This is a genomic window from Bradyrhizobium sp. AZCC 2262, from assembly GCF_036924535.1.
Taxonomy (GTDB): domain Bacteria; phylum Pseudomonadota; class Alphaproteobacteria; order Rhizobiales; family Xanthobacteraceae; genus Bradyrhizobium.
Genome location: NZ_JAZHRT010000001.1, coordinates 9461163 through 9475967, shown reverse-complemented (window position 1 = coordinate 9475967; position 14805 = coordinate 9461163). Strand labels below are relative to the sequence as shown.

Here is a 14805-nt window from a genome sequence, read left to right as displayed (position 1 = left end):
CAGGCCAGGCCGACGTCACCGCCCATGTCGATTTCCAGGCGCTGGCGCGCGCGGCGGAAGACGTCGGCGCGCGCGTTCATGGCCCGGTGACGCAGGGCGATTTCCTCAAGCGGCTCGGCATCGAGACGCGCGCCCTTACGCTGATGGGAAAAACCACACCGGAAGTTTCCGCCGATATCTCTGCCGCGCTAAAGCGCCTGACCGACAGCGGCCGCGGCGGCATGGGATCGATGTTCAAGGTGCTTGCGGTCACCGAACCCAATATTACCGCGGTCGCGGGTCTCAGCGACGAACCGCCCGCGCCTGGAGACGAAACAGCATGACGTTCGGATCGTCGCTGCTCGCGGCCGTTCCCGGGCTGCGCCACGCCTTCTTCACCCGCGAAGGCGGGATATCGAACGGAATCTACCAAAGCCTCAACGGCGGACTAGGCTCCAACGACGATCCGGCCTGTGTCGCGGAAAATCGCCGCCGGATGGCCGAACAGATGGGCGTTGCGCCGGAGCGCTTGCTCAGTGCGCACCAGATCCATTCACCCGACGTCGTGGTGGCGACCGGACCATGGCAAGGTGACAAGCCGCGCGCCGACGCGCTCGTCACAAGCACCGAAGGCATCGCGATCGGCGTCACCGCCGCGGATTGCGGCCCGATCCTGTTTGCTGACGCGAGCGCGCGCGTAATCGGCGCCGCCCATGCCGGCTGGAAGGGCGCGCTGACCGGCGTGCTGGAATCAACCATCGACGCCATGGAAAAACTCGGCGCCGACCGCTCCGGCATTGTCGCCGCGATCGGCCCGCTGATCCGCCAGCACTCCTATGAAGTCGGCAGCGAATTCGTCGAGCGCTTTCTGGATGCCGACGCCGAGAACGGCGTGTTCTTCATCCCCTCCAATCGCGCGGGTCATTCGATGTTCGACCTCGCCGGTTTCATCCGGATGCGGCTGGAAAATGCCGGCGTGCTGATGATCGACGACATCGGCGTCGACACCTATTCCGACGAGCGCTTCTACAGCTACCGCCGCTCGGTGCACCGGAAAGAGCCCGACTACGGCCGCCACGTCCACGCGATTGCGCTGGCGCGCGAGTAGTTACTTCACCCGCAACACCACCTTGCCTCGCGCACGCCCCGCTTCGAGATAGGTGAGCGCGGCCGGCAACTGCTCGAAGGCAAATTCGCGGTCGACCACCGGCTTGATCGCGCCGCCTTCCACCAAGGCGGCGATGTCGCGCAACTGGTCACCATTGGATTCCGTGAAGGACCACTCGTATCGCGCCCCGGCAGCCGCGCTGGCGGCGTAAACCTTCCGTCCCATCAGCCAGACGACGATACCTACCAGCAAGCCGGCGCCTTCGCGCCGGGCGAAATCCCGATCCGGCGGTCCGCTGAGCGAAATCACCACGCCGCCGCGCTTCACCACCTTGAAGGCATCGACGGTGAATGCGCCACCGAGCGTGTCGTAGACGATATCGTAATTGCCATCCTGCTGAAGGTAGTTCTCGCGGTCGTAGGCGATGATACGGTCGGCCCCGAGCGAAGCGACGAAATCCGCATTTTTCGAACTTGTCGTCGATGTCACGTGAAGTCCGAGATGCTTCGCGTATTGAACCGCAAACGTGCCGACGCCGCCGGAGCCGGCATGGATCAGGATCCGCTGCCCGGACTTCGCACCGGCCCGCCCGAACATCTGCACCGTGGTCAGCCCGACGAGTGGCAGCGAAGCCGCTTCCGCGTGTGAAATTGAGGCCGGCTTCAGCGCGACGAGATTTTCGCCGAGCGCGATCTTTTCGGCAAACGTGCCGATGGTCTCGCGTGAGGCGCGCACATAGACCGCGTCGCCCGGCTTGAACCGGTTGGCACGCGCGCCGGCCGACAGCACGACGCCGCTGGCATCGAACCCGAACGGACGCGGCAGTTGATATTTCGAGACGCGCTTCAGGTCGCCATGCGCGATCTTGAAGTCGATCGGATTGAGGCTGGCGGCATGGATTTCGATCAGGACATCGTCGGGGCCCGGGACTGGATCCACGATTTCCGTCAGGCGGACATGGTCGGCAATCGCGCCATAGCCGTCGAGAACAAAGGCTCGCATGGATCATCCTGCGGAGTTGGGGGATTCTGGCAACAACAAGGTGAACGGGGGCGAGCTCGACGCAATCTTTTTGGCGGGCCCGTGCATCCGCTGCCCTAGACCTTAACACATTTTAACGATATCGCAGGGAGCAATGAGCGACACCTTTCCAGCTTCGTGCCTGCAAGCGCCGCGCGCCATGATCGCAGCAGTGCTGCTTTTCGTCGCCTCGGCGCTCGGCGGCTGTGCCGGCGGCGGCGCAACGGGCAGCGGCTCGTACGCGATGGCACCGAGCGCTGGTGGCGGCGCCACCGTGGCCTTCGAATCGGTCGACGGCCCGCCGCCACAGGTGTTCGACCGCCTGGTCAGCGTGCTCGACAGCGAATCGAAGCTGCGAAATCTGTCGATCGTCTCGCGCGAGGGCGGGGCTTCCTACCGCGTGCGCAGCTATCTCTCGGCGCAGGTGGTGCGCGGCAAGACCGTGATCGCCTGGGTCTGGGACGTCTACGACAACAACCAGCAGCGGGCGCTGCGGCTTTCCGGCGAGGAAGCGGCCGGCAAGGCCGGACGCGACGCCTGGGCGGCGGCCGACGACCTGACCTTGCGGAAAATCGCGCAAGCCGGCCTTAGCGGTTTGTCGGGTATGATTAACGGAACCCCGGACGCGACGCCCGCTACGGCCCCGGCCAGCCGCGGCCCGGCGGTGGCGAGCATGGAAACTGCCATACCCGCCCAGGATGCCGCCGGCGGCGCCGCGCTCGGCTTCAGCGCCCAATAGGCGACCCCGTAAAAGTCACGTATTAGCCGTTTTTTGACCGGGAAAACCGGGCCGACGGGTTGCCAGCCGAGCCACCCGCCTGATATCTCCTCGCCCATCAAAAGCGCCGGTTCCGAGGATTTCTCGATATGCTGAACGTCGTATCCAGCAAGGCGCGAGGAGAAGCGTCAATGGCGGCCAAGAACGGCTCGATCAAGCTGGTCGCCGGCAATTCCAATCCCGCGCTGGCCCAGGCCATCGCCGAAGGGCTGAAGCTGCCGCTAACCAAGGCCAGCGTCCGCCGTTTTGCCGACAACGAAATCTTCGTCGAGGTGCTTGAGAATGTGCGCGGCTCGGACGCGTTCATCATCCAGTCGACCTCGTTTCCGGCCAACGACCATCTGATGGAATTGCTGATCATCACCGATGCGCTGCGCCGCTCGTCCGCGCGCCGCATCACCGCTATCATCCCCTATTTCGGCTACGCCCGGCAGGACCGCAAGGTCGGTTCGCGGTCTCCGATCTCGGCCAAGCTGGTGGCCAATCTGATCACCCGCGCCGGCGTCGACCGCGTGATGACGCTCGACCTGCACGCCGGCCAGATCCAGGGCTTCTTCGACATCCCGACCGACAATCTCTACGCCTCGCCGGTCATGGTGCGCGACATCAAAGAGCGCTTCGACCTCGCCAATGTCATGGTGGTGTCGCCCGACGTCGGCGGCGTGATGCGCGCACGCGGCCTTGCCAAGCGCATCAACACGCCGCTCGCCATCATCGACAAGCGCCGCGAACGCGCCGGTGAGTCCGAAGTCATGAACGTGATCGGCGACTGCGCCGGTTACACCTGCATCCTGATCGATGACATCGTGGATTCCGGCGGCACGCTGGTGAACGCAGCGGACGCGCTGCTCGCCAATGGCGCCAAGGATGTCTACGCCTATATCTCCCATGGCGTGCTGTCGGGCGGCGCCGCGGCGCGCATTGCCGGTTCGCGGCTGAAGGAACTCGTCATCACCGACTCCATCCTGCCGACCGAGGCGGTCACCAAGGCCGCCAACATCCGCACGCTGTCGATCGCGCCCCTGATCGCGGAAGCGATCAGCCGCACCGCGTCGGAAGAATCGGTGTCGAGCCTGTTCGACTGAGACGACTGCGTAGTTCGTAGGGTGGGCAAAGCGTCAGCGCGCCCACCATTCACGATGACACTTGCGGAGAGATGGTGGGCACGCTTCGCTTTGCCCAGCCTACGGCCGCCTCACTCAAATCCCGGCCGCGGTACCAGATTCATCAGCATGTTGGCATAGCCGCCGTCGACCATGATCTCGTCGCCGTTGACGTAAGCCGCGCGGTCGCTGGCGAGGAACAGGATCGCATCTGCCATGTCCTGCGGCATGCCGACCCGCCGCATCGGCACCACGGCCGAGCGTCGCTCGGTCACCCCCGGCGTATCGTAAAAGGCCTGGCTCATCGGCGTGATCACCATGCCGGGGCTGACGACGTTGCTGCGGATGCCGTGCGGCCCCCATTCGTTGGCAAGCTGCCGCGACAGCATGATCACCCCGGCCTTGCTGACGCTGTAGGCGCCGCTCTGCCCCTGCGCGTTGCTGCCGGCGATCGAGGCCACGTGAACCAGGCTGCCGCGGCCAAGCTTGCGCATCTGCCGCCCGAAAACCTGCGCGCAGACGAAGTAGCCGGTCAGGTTGACGGACAGAACGGCGTTCCATTCGCCAACCGACAGCGTGTCGAGCGCACCGGGACGCAGCACGGCGGCGGTATTGACCAGCACCTCGCATGGCCCCAGCGATTTCTCGATCGTCGCAGACGCTGTGGTCACGCTGTCGACATCAGACGTATCGCAGCGCGCGACGACATGGCCGGCGCCGAGCTTGCCGAGTTCGGCGCGCGTTACTTCAAGACCGCGCTCATCAAGATCGATCGCGGCGACGCGGGCGCCGACTTTGGCGAAACTGAGCGCCGTGGCGCGGCCGATGCCGCCGCCTCCGCCTGTCACCACGCAAACGCGGCCCGACAGGCCGAGCCAATCCGACGAATCCTGCCCTGTCATTTTTGATCACTCTTAGCTGGTGAACTGATGCCAGGCAGCATAGCTGAAAGCACAGGCAGACCAAGCAGGATTCGGGAGAGCTTCAGTTGCCGAGCTTGATGCCGGCGTCCTTGATCACCTTGGCCCACTCGGGCGTTTCCTTCCTGATGATCGCCGCAAACTCGGCTGGCGTGTTGCCGACCGGTTCGAGCCCAAGTTCGTCGAACTTCCTGCGCACCTCCGGCATCGCCAGCGTCTTGACGGTCTCGCCGTGCAGTTTTTCCAGAACATCCTTTGGCGTGCCGGCCGGCGCGAGCAGGCCGAACCACGGCACCGCCTCGAAGCCGGGGAATCCGGATTCCGCCATGGTCTGCAGGTCGGGCGCCAGCGCCGAGCGCTTGATCGAGGTGATGGCCAGCGCGCGCAATTTCCCTTCGCGCGCCAGCGGCAGCACGTTCACGATATTGGCGAACGACATGGTGATGCGGTTGGCGAGCAGGTCCGGCATCAACGCCGTGGTGCCGCGGTAGGGCACCGGCGCAATATCGACATGCGCCATGTACTTGAACAATTCGGCGCCGAGATGCTGCGACGTGCCCACGCCGGCGTGCCCATAGGAAAGCTCGCCGGGCTGCGCCTTGGCGAGCGCCACCAGCTCCGCGACGGTCTTGACCGGCACTTCGGGCGGAACGGCGAGCACGTTCGCGGCGATGAACACCTGCGAGACCGGCGCAAAATCCTTGATCGGGTCGAACGGCAGCTGCTCAAAAAGGCTCGGATTGATGACGAGCGCCGAGTTGCCGCCCATCAACAGCATGTAGCCATCGGCGGCCGCCTTGGCGACGCGCTCGGTGGCGATGTTGCTGCCGGCGCCCGGAACGTTCTCGACCACGAACGGCGTGCCCCAGACTTCGGCAAACCGGTCGGCAAGAATGCGCGCTGCAAGGTCCGGCGCCGTGCCGGGTGTGAAGCCGACCAGGACTTTCACCGGCCGGTTCGGATAATTCGATTGCGCCGATCCCGCCTGCGCCGTCAGCAGCACAAGCAACGCGGCGAACAAGTTCGCAACGATCCTCATCGTTCCCTCCATCGTCCAGCATGCCCGTTTGGCCGGTCTTTGCTGCAGGACTTGAAGGGAAGTCTGACACGCCAGTCGCGCCCGGTACAGATCAGGACCGTAGCGGGCGTGGCGCGCCGCGGCATCCCGCGTCATGCGAGGGACGCGCAGGTTACTAGACCGCGCCAGTCAGCTTGCCCAACCAGCCCTTGGGCGCCGCTTCCGCAGGGGCCGCTGCGGCTCCGCCAACAACTTGTCCAAACGAAGCAAAGAATTCGCCCGCGAGCTTCTTCGCAGTGGAGTCGATCAGCCGTGACCCGAGTTGCGCCAGCTTGCCGCCGATCTGCGCGTCGACCTCGTAATGAAGCACCGTCACGTCAGGTCCTTCCGCTTCGAGGCGGACCGCGGCGCCGCCTTTCGCAAAGCCGGCGACGCCGCCGGAGCCCTCGCCCGAAATGCGGTAGCTGTTCGGCGGGTCGAGATCGGACAGCGTCACCTTGCCGCCAAATGTCGCCTTCACCGGCCCGACCTTGAAGACGACGGTTGCGGTCATCTCGGTGGGTGAAGACATGTCGAGGGACTGACAGCCGGGGATGCATTGTTTCAAAATGTCGGGATCGTTGAGCGCCGCCCAGACCTTTTCCTTAGGCGCCGGAATGCGCTGGCTGTCGTTCATCTGCATGGTCAGTCCTTAACTCCTTGCGGGATTGGTCGTGCGCTGGCCGCGCCGGCGCTCGACGGTGATTTCGGCGAGGATCGACATCGCGATCTCCTCCGGCGTGATGGCGCCGAGATCGAGCCCGGCCGGGGCCTTGACGCGATCGATCGCCACCGCCTCCGATCCGCCGGCCACGAGCTTTTCGCGCAGCGCCGCCATCTTGCGGCGGCTGCCGACGAAGGCGTGATACTCGGCCTTGATGGCGAGCGCCGCGCGCAAGGCGGCCTCATCGCCCTTGCCCTGGGTCGAAACGACGACGAAACGCCGGGCTTCGTTGAGGTAGCGGGGCGCGAAGCCGTCGACGATGACATGGGCATCGGGCTCGGCGGCGATATCGGCGGCCGGCGCAGCCAGCGTGACGTGATAGCCGAGCTGGCGGGCCTGGGCAGCCAGCGACATCGCGACCGGGCTTGCGCCGAAGATCACCAGCGAGGGATGCGGCAGCACCGGTTCGACGAAGATATCCATGGTGCCCTTGCTCGGGCACATGTTGCTGGCGAAGCGGATGCCCTCGCGATTATCGCCCGGCCTGACGCCGAGTTCGGCGAGGAGATTCTCGGGCTGCACCGACACCATGCGCGGCTCTCCGTCCAGCAGCGCCTCGCGTGCGGCTTTGAGCACCGCGCCGCGCGCGCAGCCACCGCCGATCCAGCCGGCGACGATGGTGCCGTCCGGACGAATGATCGCCTTGGCGCCGGCTTTCGCGGCTGTCACCGACACCGTGCGCACGACGGTCGCCAGCACGAATGGCTGCTCGGCGGATTTCATCTGCGCGACCAGATCCATCACTTCGACATGCGCGCTCATCGGTCGGGCCATTTACAGTTTCGCCAAATAAGGTTCGAGCGCAGTCAGGCTGTAGAGCGTATTGGCCGGCGCGTAGAGATCGACATGCGGCAGCGCCGCCTTGATGCCCGCGGCTTCTGGCGCGTAGCCTTCCCACGCCATCATCGGATTGAGCCAGACGATGCGACGGCAGCGGCGGCCGAGCGCCGCCATCTCGCGGCCGAGCAGGGCGGCGTCACCGGTCTCGTAGCCGTCGGACACGATCATCACGACGGTGCGCGAATGGATCACGCGCGCCGCGTGCCAGCGGTTGAAGGTCTGCAGGCTCTCGCCGATCCTGGTGCCGCCGCCAGCGCCCTGCGCCAGGATCGAGAGACGATCGAGTGCCCGCGCGGCGTCCTTTTCCTTCATTGCGTCGGAGACGTGCGCCAGCCTTGTGTGGAACAGGAACGCCTCGGCCTCGCGAAACTGGTCGAGTACGCCATGGATGAAGCGCAGGAAGACGCCCGTGTACATGCTCATCGAACCCGAGGCATCAAGCAGCATGACGAGCCGCAGCGGCTTTGTCTTGCGCTGGCGCCTGACGAGGTCGATCGGCACGCCGCCATGGCTGATGTTGCCGTGGATGGTGCGCCGCAGATCGAGCCGGTAACCGCGGCGGCGCGCCAGGTCGCGCCGGGTCAACCGGGTGCGCATGGCGCGTGCGAGCCGCGCGGCCGCTTCATGCGCCTGCTCGATTTGCGCGGGATCGGCCAGTTTACGAAAGTCCACCTCGGCGAGATTGTCAGCGCGCGAGGCCCCTTCCATGCGGCCTTCGCCGACGCGATCGGCGCCGCCATCGCCGGTGGATGGAACCTGATCCATCGCCGTCTCGCCCCCGGAGCGCTGGCCGTCAGCCAGAGTCTTAAGTGACGGATTGTTCGCAGCCTTCGACGAGCCCGTGGTCATCGACCGCGACCGCACGCGCCTGCCGAGCCAGAACGCGTCAAAGATGCCGTCGAATTTCTCCCAGTCGGATTTCCGCGCCGAGAACAGATGCTTGAACGCCGAACGCAGCAGCCCAGGTTTGGCCGCGTAGCCGGCCGTCATCAGTTCCGCCGCATCCTGGCCTTCGGCAAGACCAACAGCGAATCCGCTGTCGCGCAGGGTTTTGAGAAACGCGGCGAGCCTTGACGATACAAGGCGCGAGACCTCGTCGAGTTCTTCGTAACCGGGACTGGTGCCGCAGCAGCTCATGCGACCTTCCCCAACAGGCGTTCGCTGACTTCGCGCGTGACCCGCGACTTGTCTTCGTGCGTCTTGAGCAGGCACATCAGGGTCTCGTGGACCGTTTCGGGCGCGTCGTGGAGATCACGGACATCGAGGCCGACCAACGCCGCCGCCCAGTCCAGCGTCTCCGCGACGCCCGGCACCTTGCGCAGCTCCTCTTTTCGGATGCCCTCGACCATGCGCGCGATCTGCAGCGACAGCGACGCGCTGGCGCCATCGATCCGCGCCATGATGATGCGCGCCTCGCGGTCGGCATCGGGATAGTCGACATAGTGATAGAGGCAGCGGCGACGCAGCGCATCGGAGAGCTCGCGGGTGCCGTTCGAGGTCAACACCACATGCGGGATCGTGGTGGCCGTGATGGTGCCGAGCTCGGGAATGGAGACCTGGAAGTCGGATAGCAGTTCGAGCAGGAACGCCTCGAACTCGTCGTCGGCGCGGTCGATCTCGTCGATCAGCAGCACCGGCGGCTTGTCGCGGCGGATCGCTGCCAGTAACGGCCGCTCCAGCAGGTACTTTTCCGAAAAGATCTGGTGTTCGACATCATCGGGATTATCGCCGCGATGTGCCTGGATCGACAACAATTGGCGCTGGTAGTTCCACTCATACAGCGCGGCCGATTGATCGAGCCCCTCGTAGCATTGCAGCCGGATCAGCTCGGTCGCGTGCACGGATGCCAGCGCTTTCGCCACTTCGGTCTTGCCGACGCCCGCTTCGCCTTCCAGCAGCAGCGGGCGCCGCAGCAATTGCATTAGCGAGATTGCAGTCGCGAGTTCGCCGTCGGCGATATAGCCGGAGGCAGCCAATGCTTGTGCGATCTCGTCACGATTTTTCATTCCTCAGTCCCCGTCATTCCGGGGCGCCTCGAAGAGGCGAACCCGGAATCTCGAGATTCCGGGTTCGATGCTTCGCATCGCCCCGGAATGACGAACGTTCCAGCAACACTATGCCACCGCTCCGAGATCCTTCGCCGCCTTCCAGTTACGCCAGTAATCATGCGGCATCTGGATGTGGGTGCTCCCCAGGAACGAGAAGGCGTCGTTGACCGCGTTGGAGAACGCCGGCACGCCGCCGACATTCGGGCTCTCGCCGACACCCTTGGCGCCGATCGGGTGATGCGGCGACGGCGTGACGGTGAAGTCGGTTTCCCAATGCGGGGTTTCGACCGCGGTCGGCATGAAGAAATCCATGAACGAGCCGGTGACGACGTTACCGTCGGCATCGTAGCGGATTTCCTGGCCCATTGCGATTGCGAAGGCTTCGGTGAGGCCGCCATGCACCTGACCCTCGATGATCATCGGGTTGATACGGGTGCCGCAATCGTCGAGCGCATAGAAGCGCCTGACCTTGTAGACCCCGGTATCGACGTCGATGTTCATCACGCAGATATAGGCACCGAACGGATAGGTCATGTTGGGCGGATCGTAATAGCTGACCGCCTCGAGTCCCGGCTCCATGCCCGGCGGCACCGAATTGTAGGCCGCCCAGCAGATGTCCTTCATCGACATCGTCTTCTCCGGCAGGCCCTTGACGCGGAAGCCGTCGATATCCCATTCGAGGTCGTCTTCGTGGACCTCGAGCTTGTAGGCCGCGATCATCTGCGCCTTGGCTTTGATCTTTCGCGCGGCCATGGCAATCGCGGCGCCCGCGACCGGTGTCGAGCGCGAACCGTAGGTGCCGAGCCCGTAAGGCGCGGTGTCGGTATTGCCCTCCTCGACCATGATGTCGTCGGCGGGAATGCCGATTTCGGTCGCGATGATCTGCGCCCAGGTGGTCTCGTGACCCTGACCCTGGCTCTTGGAGCCGACCCGCGCAATGCCAGCCCCCGTCGGGTGCAGGCGGATTTCGCAGGAGTCGAACATCGCGATGCCGAGAATGTCGCAATTCTTCGACGGCCCGGCGCCGACGATTTCAGTGAAGAACGACACGCCGAGCCCCATGATCTCCCGGGTCTCGCCGCGCTTGAATGCCGCGCGTTGTTCGGCCTGCTCCTTGCGCAGACCGGCATAGTCGACCGTCTCCATCATCTTGCGCATGGCGGTGTGGTAGTCGCCCGAATCGTATTCCCAGCCGAGCGCCGAGTGATACGGGAACTGCTCCGGCTTGATGAAATTCTTCAGCCGCAACTCCGCCGGATCCATGCCGAGCTTCTGCGCCAGAATATCCATCGCCCGCTCGATACAGTACGCCGCCTCGGTGACGCGGAACGAACAGCGATAGGCGACGCCGCCCGGCGCCTTGTTGGTGTAGATGCCGTCGACTGCAAGATGCGCGGTCGGGAAGTCATACGATCCCGTGACGATGTTGAAGAAGCCGGCCGGCCATTTCGACGGGTCGGCGCAGGCATCGAACGCGCCGTGATCGGCGAGCACATGCACGCGCAGACCGGTCACCTTGCCCTCCTTCGTGGAGGCAATCTCGGTCGTCATATGATAGTCGCGTGCGAACGAGGTCGCCGTCAGGTTCTCGATGCGGTCCTCGACCCATTTCACCGGTTTGCCGGTGACGATGGAAGCCACCGCCGCGCAGATGTAGCCGGGATAGGCGCCGACCTTGTTGCCAAAACCGCCGCCGATGTCGGGCGAGATCACGTGGATCTTGTGTTCGGGAATTTTCGCAATCAGCGCCACGACGGTGCGGATCACATGCGGCGCCTGGAAGGTGCCCCAGATCGACAGCTCACCTTTGATCTTGTCGAACGAACAGACACACTGGCAGGTCTCCAGAGGCGACGGATGGGTGCGATGGTAGGAGATCATCTCCTTGATCGTCACCTCAGCCTTGCGGAAGGCGGCATCCGTCAGATCCCTGTCGCCGACGGTCCACTCGAAGATGTGATTGTGATGCTTGCGCGGACCATGCGCGCCCGTGGCCTTGCCGGCGAGGTCTTCGCGCAGCACCGGGGCGTCGGCGTCCATGGCCTTGAACGGGTCAATCACGACCGGCAGCGGCTCGTATTCGACCACGACCTTGTTGATGCCGTCGTCGGCCGCATAGCGGTCGGTGGCGACGACGAAAGCGACTTCCTGATTCTGGAACAGCACCTTACCGTCGGCCAGCACCATCTGCACGTCGCCGGCGAGCGTCGGCATCCAGGCGAGGTTGACGGTCTTCAGCGTCTCAGCGGTGATCACAGCGAGCACGCCCGGCACTTTCAGCGCCTCAGTGTCGTCGATCTTCTTGACGCGCGCGTGCGCATGCGGCGATCTGACAAAATCGCCGTGCAGCATGCCCGGCAGTTTCAGGTCGTCGACGTAATTGCCCTTGCCTTGGGTGAAGCGGATGTCTTCGACCCGCTTGCGCTTGCAGCCCATGCCTTCCAGCTTGGCTTCGCGTTGTTCCCGCGTGGGAGTCATGTCGTTCATTCCGCAGCCTCCTTGAATTCAACGCCATTGATCTTGGCGGCGGCGTATTGGATCGCCTTGACGATGTTCTGATAGCCGGTGCAGCGACAGATGTTGCCGGAGATGCCCATGCGGATTTCCGATTCCGTCGGTGATGGATTCTCCTTGAGCAGGCGGTGTGCGCGCATGATCATGCCGGGCGTGCAGAAGCCGCATTGCAGCCCGTGCATCATCCGAAAACCTTCCTGCAGCGCCGACAGCGAGCCATCTGCATTGGCCATGCCTTCGATCGTTACGATGTCCGAGCCGTTAGCCTGCACCGCGAACATGGTGCATGACTTCACCGACATGCCGTCGATATCGACGGTGCAGGCGCCGCAATGGGTGGTTTCGCAGCCGATATGGGTGCCGGTCATCGCCAGGTTTTCGCGGATGAAATGCACCAGCAGCGTGCGCGGTTCGGCGAGGCCTTCGACCTCGGCGCCGTTCACCTTCATGGTGATGTGAGTCTTTGCCATCTGTTTCTCCCCTAACGTGCGCGGCCGGCGGCGCGCTGCAGCGCGCGCATCACCATGATGCCGCCGACATGTTTGCGGTATTCGACCGGCCCGCGGGCGTCCGCGGCCGGCGACATGATGGCTTCCGCGGCAGCGGAGGCCTTCTTCAGCGTGGCCGGATCGAGGCTGGTGCCGATCACCGCTTTCGCGGCGTCCTCGGCAAGCAGCGGCGTTTCCGAAAGGTTGGTCAGGCCGATCTGACAGGTGGCGACCTTGCCGCTGGCCATCGTCAGCACCACGGCGGCGGCGGCGGTGGCATAGTCGCCCACCTTGCGCTTGAGTTTCTCGTAGGCATAGCCGTGACCGGCCGGCGGGACCGGGATGGAAATCGCGGTCAGGAGTTCGCCGGGCTCGAGCGCGGTGAAATAGGCGCCCTGGTAGAACTCGCTTGCTGCAACGTCGCGCCCGCCCGACTTGCCCTCAAGCCGATAGCTGGCACCGAGCGTCATCATCAGCGCCGGCATGTCGTTGCCGGGATCGCCATTGGCGACGTTGCCGCCGATGGTACCGCGATAACGCACCTGGGGATCGGCGATCAGAAGCGCGGTTTCGTCCAGAATGGGCAAGGACAAGCCGATCTCGTCGGACGCCAGCAATTCGTGCTGGGTGGTCATCGCGCCGATCACGATCTTGTTGCCGTCGCGGCGGATGCCCTTGAGGCCTGCGACGCCATGCAGATCGATCAGATGCTCCGGGCTTGCGAGCCTGAGCTTCATCATCGGCACCAGGCTGTGGCCGCCGGCCAGCGGCCGGGCCTCGTCCCCCAGAGTCGAAAGCAGGTTTACGGCGTCGGCCACCGTTGCCGGCCGGTGATAGCTGAACGGGCCAGGAATCATGCGTCTCCTCCATTCGCCCTTTGCGGACGTTGGAGGCGAAGCTGATTGGAGGTGTTCTAAAGCGCAATCGCACGGGCACAAGGTCGAGAAAATCGCACGAAATGCGGACTGACGCGCACGAAATGCGTCAGTCTTGCCGACCTATTCAGGAGGCATGCCGCCTGACGAGACCCAGCCTGGCTTTGACCTCGGCAATCTTGGCCCGGCTCACCGGCACGCGATGTGGCGACGGGCCGTCGAGTTCGACGATCGCGCCATCGCCTTCCTTGCGAACCAGGGTGACGTGCGCCATTGCCACGATGTGGCTGCGGTGCACCCGGAGGAACAGTCCGGGGTCGAGCTGGGCTTCAGCCTCCGAAATCGACCACGGGCACATTCGCTCCCGGGTGCCGTCATGCACCTTTGTATAGTGAGCGTCGGCCCGGACGCTCCTGACATCGGCAGTATCGATGAAATGGGTGCCGTCGGCGCCTTCGACCGGCAACCGTGGCGCGGGTGCGGCGCGGGGCGGCTGGCCAATGCCGCCGAGCGGCGTCGGCCGGAGCCGCGGACTGGTCGGGACCGCGCCGGCATCGGCCGATGGGATTTCTGCGACAAAGGCGGCGGATTGCGGAGTGGCGGCAACCTTGTCCGCCGTCTCCGCAACCTTATTGCGCGGATCAGGCACCAGCGAAAGCAGAAAGCCTGCGGCGATCACAAAGCAGAGCAACGCCACGACCAGCGACAGTATTTGCGGCGACGCGGCAAGCCCGCCGATGTGGTGACGCGGCCCTTCCGCTGGGGGAACCAGGTGCATGCCGGCCATCGCGGTGTAGTGCATGCCTGACACTGCGAAGCCGTAGGCGATCGCGCTCAATGCGAGTTGCACGCCGCCCTGCCGCGCCAGGAATGCGCGCAGGCCGCCATAAGCCGTGGCGACCGCAATCGCGACCGACAGCACGACCATGCCGGCGTCATGCGTCATGGCGAAATTGCCCGACAATCCATGCATGCCGACATAGTGCATGCTGGCGATACCGACCCCGAGCAGCACTGCCGAGGACACCACGCGGGAAACCGGCGGCTCGCCGACGCTGACAAAAAACAGGGAAATACCGACCACCAGCGCGCAGATCAGGAACGACACGATGGTAGGCAGCACCAGATAGACTGTGCCTTCCGGCAGCGGCGCCGCCAGCATGCCGACGAAATGCATGGTCCAGATGCCGATGGCGAGGAAGAATGCGGCGCCTGCCAGCAGCACGCGATGACTGGCGTCCGGCGTCCCGCGGATGCGCGCGGTGAGGCCGAAGCCGGTGTAACCTCCCAGAATCGCGATCACCACCGAGAGCGCGACGAGATAGGGATCGTGTCCTTCGAACATGATCGT

Annotated in this window: 15 protein-coding genes; 4 read left to right on the top strand and 11 right to left on the bottom strand. The window is 64.6% G+C overall.

Going from position 1 to position 14805, the window contains the following annotated elements:
* Both V1283_RS44510 and pgeF read left to right on the top strand, forming a co-directional pair.
* Positions 1 to 323 (top strand): SAM-dependent methyltransferase (locus V1283_RS44510; RefSeq protein WP_334392907.1); only part of this gene is annotated, 323 nt, incomplete at its 5' end.
* Positions 320 to 1087 carry a peptidoglycan editing factor PgeF gene (gene pgeF, locus V1283_RS44505; RefSeq protein WP_334392906.1) on the top strand — a complete coding sequence of 256 codons (768 nt, stop codon included), beginning with the start codon at positions 320 to 322 and terminating at the stop codon, positions 1085 to 1087. The genes V1283_RS44510 and pgeF, both read left to right, overlap by 4 nt.
* Here the strand turns inward: pgeF and V1283_RS44500 are convergent, their stop codons facing one another.
* Entirely contained in the window at positions 1088 to 2089 is a 1002-nt protein-coding gene (locus V1283_RS44500) for an NADP-dependent oxidoreductase (RefSeq protein WP_334392905.1), read from the bottom strand. It lies immediately after the preceding gene.
* A gap of 133 nt (positions 2090 to 2222) precedes the next feature.
* Here V1283_RS44500 and V1283_RS44495 point away from each other — a divergent pair, with 133 nt between their 5' ends.
* Both V1283_RS44495 and V1283_RS44490 read left to right on the top strand, forming a co-directional pair.
* Complete coding sequence (locus tag V1283_RS44495) at positions 2223 to 2846, top strand: hypothetical protein (protein ID WP_334392904.1); 624 nt, start codon at positions 2223 to 2225, stop codon at positions 2844 to 2846.
* Positions 2847 to 3016: 170 nt separating this feature from the next.
* Positions 3017 to 3970 (top strand): ribose-phosphate pyrophosphokinase, encoded by a 954-nt coding sequence (locus V1283_RS44490; protein WP_334392903.1) that lies wholly within the window; start codon positions 3017 to 3019, stop codon positions 3968 to 3970.
* 110 nt (positions 3971 to 4080) lie between these two features.
* Here V1283_RS44490 and V1283_RS44485 read toward each other — a convergent pair whose 3' ends face one another.
* The 10 genes from V1283_RS44485 to V1283_RS44440 all read right to left on the bottom strand — a co-directional run bounded on the left by V1283_RS44485 (position 4081) and on the right by V1283_RS44440 (position 14799).
* Positions 4081 to 4890 (bottom strand): SDR family NAD(P)-dependent oxidoreductase, encoded by an 810-nt coding sequence (locus tag V1283_RS44485; RefSeq protein WP_334392902.1) that lies wholly within the window; start codon positions 4888 to 4890, stop codon positions 4081 to 4083.
* An 82-nt stretch (positions 4891 to 4972) separates the two neighbouring features.
* Entirely contained in the window at positions 4973 to 5947 is a 975-nt protein-coding gene (locus V1283_RS44480) for a Bug family tripartite tricarboxylate transporter substrate binding protein (RefSeq protein ID WP_334392901.1), read from the bottom strand.
* Positions 5948 to 6101: 154 nt separating this feature from the next.
* Positions 6102 to 6608: an SRPBCC family protein gene (locus V1283_RS44475; RefSeq protein ID WP_334392900.1), complete on the bottom strand. Its 507-nt coding sequence runs from the start codon at positions 6606 to 6608 to the stop codon at positions 6102 to 6104.
* Positions 6609 to 6617: 9 nt separating this feature from the next.
* Positions 6618 to 7451, bottom strand: a complete 834-nt coding sequence (locus V1283_RS44470) for an XdhC family protein (protein WP_334393401.1) — start codon at positions 7449 to 7451, stop codon at positions 6618 to 6620.
* A gap of 12 nt (positions 7452 to 7463) precedes the next feature.
* Positions 7464 to 8666, bottom strand: a complete 1203-nt coding sequence (locus V1283_RS44465) for a vWA domain-containing protein (protein WP_334392899.1) — start codon at positions 8664 to 8666, stop codon at positions 7464 to 7466.
* Positions 8663 to 9535 carry an AAA family ATPase gene (locus V1283_RS44460; protein WP_334392898.1) on the bottom strand — a complete coding sequence of 291 codons (873 nt, stop codon included), beginning with the start codon at positions 9533 to 9535 and terminating at the stop codon, positions 8663 to 8665. Before V1283_RS44460 ends, V1283_RS44465 begins: the two co-directional genes overlap by 4 nt.
* 108 nt (positions 9536 to 9643) lie before the next feature.
* Positions 9644 to 12064 (bottom strand): aerobic carbon-monoxide dehydrogenase large subunit, encoded by a 2421-nt coding sequence (locus tag V1283_RS44455; protein ID WP_334392897.1) that lies wholly within the window; start codon positions 12062 to 12064, stop codon positions 9644 to 9646.
* On the bottom strand, positions 12061 to 12561 hold the full coding sequence (locus V1283_RS44450; RefSeq protein ID WP_334392896.1) for a (2Fe-2S)-binding protein: 501 nt from the start codon (positions 12559 to 12561) through the stop codon (positions 12061 to 12063). The genes V1283_RS44455 and V1283_RS44450 overlap by 4 nt, the downstream gene beginning before the upstream one ends.
* An 11-nt stretch (positions 12562 to 12572) precedes the next feature.
* Positions 12573 to 13436 (bottom strand): FAD binding domain-containing protein, encoded by an 864-nt coding sequence (locus tag V1283_RS44445; RefSeq protein ID WP_334392895.1) that lies wholly within the window; start codon positions 13434 to 13436, stop codon positions 12573 to 12575.
* Positions 13437 to 13581: 145 nt separating this feature from the next.
* Positions 13582 to 14799 carry an MHYT domain-containing protein gene (locus V1283_RS44440; protein WP_334392894.1) on the bottom strand — a complete coding sequence of 406 codons (1218 nt, stop codon included), beginning with the start codon at positions 14797 to 14799 and terminating at the stop codon, positions 13582 to 13584.
* Positions 14800 to 14805 lie beyond the last annotated feature (6 nt).

What these genes read in the sequence shown, in the direction of transcription:
- pgeF (WP_334392906.1), top strand. Translation starts at nt 320, where the DNA reads ATGACGTTCGGATCGTCGCTGCTCGCGGCCGTTCCCGGGCTGCGCCAC.
- V1283_RS44500 (WP_334392905.1), bottom strand. Translation starts at nt 2,089, where the DNA reads ATGCGAGCCTTTGTTCTCGACGGCTATGGCGCGATTGCCGACCATGTC.
- V1283_RS44495 (WP_334392904.1), top strand. Translation starts at nt 2,223, where the DNA reads ATGAGCGACACCTTTCCAGCTTCGTGCCTGCAAGCGCCGCGCGCCATG.
- V1283_RS44490 (WP_334392903.1), top strand. Translation starts at nt 3,017, where the DNA reads ATGGCGGCCAAGAACGGCTCGATCAAGCTGGTCGCCGGCAATTCCAAT.
- V1283_RS44485 (WP_334392902.1), bottom strand. Translation starts at nt 4,890, where the DNA reads ATGACAGGGCAGGATTCGTCGGATTGGCTCGGCCTGTCGGGCCGCGTT.
- V1283_RS44480 (WP_334392901.1), bottom strand. Translation starts at nt 5,947, where the DNA reads ATGAGGATCGTTGCGAACTTGTTCGCCGCGTTGCTTGTGCTGCTGACG.
- V1283_RS44475 (WP_334392900.1), bottom strand. Translation starts at nt 6,608, where the DNA reads ATGCAGATGAACGACAGCCAGCGCATTCCGGCGCCTAAGGAAAAGGTC.
- V1283_RS44470 (WP_334393401.1), bottom strand. Translation starts at nt 7,451, where the DNA reads ATGAGCGCGCATGTCGAAGTGATGGATCTGGTCGCGCAGATGAAATCC.
- V1283_RS44465 (WP_334392899.1), bottom strand. Translation starts at nt 8,666, where the DNA reads ATGAGCTGCTGCGGCACCAGTCCCGGTTACGAAGAACTCGACGAGGTC.
- V1283_RS44460 (WP_334392898.1), bottom strand. Translation starts at nt 9,535, where the DNA reads ATGAAAAATCGTGACGAGATCGCACAAGCATTGGCTGCCTCCGGCTAT.
- V1283_RS44455 (WP_334392897.1), bottom strand. Translation starts at nt 12,064, where the DNA reads ATGAACGACATGACTCCCACGCGGGAACAACGCGAAGCCAAGCTGGAA.
- V1283_RS44450 (WP_334392896.1), bottom strand. Translation starts at nt 12,561, where the DNA reads ATGGCAAAGACTCACATCACCATGAAGGTGAACGGCGCCGAGGTCGAA.
- V1283_RS44445 (WP_334392895.1), bottom strand. Translation starts at nt 13,436, where the DNA reads ATGATTCCTGGCCCGTTCAGCTATCACCGGCCGGCAACGGTGGCCGAC.
- V1283_RS44440 (WP_334392894.1), bottom strand. Translation starts at nt 14,799, where the DNA reads ATGTTCGAAGGACACGATCCCTATCTCGTCGCGCTCTCGGTGGTGATC.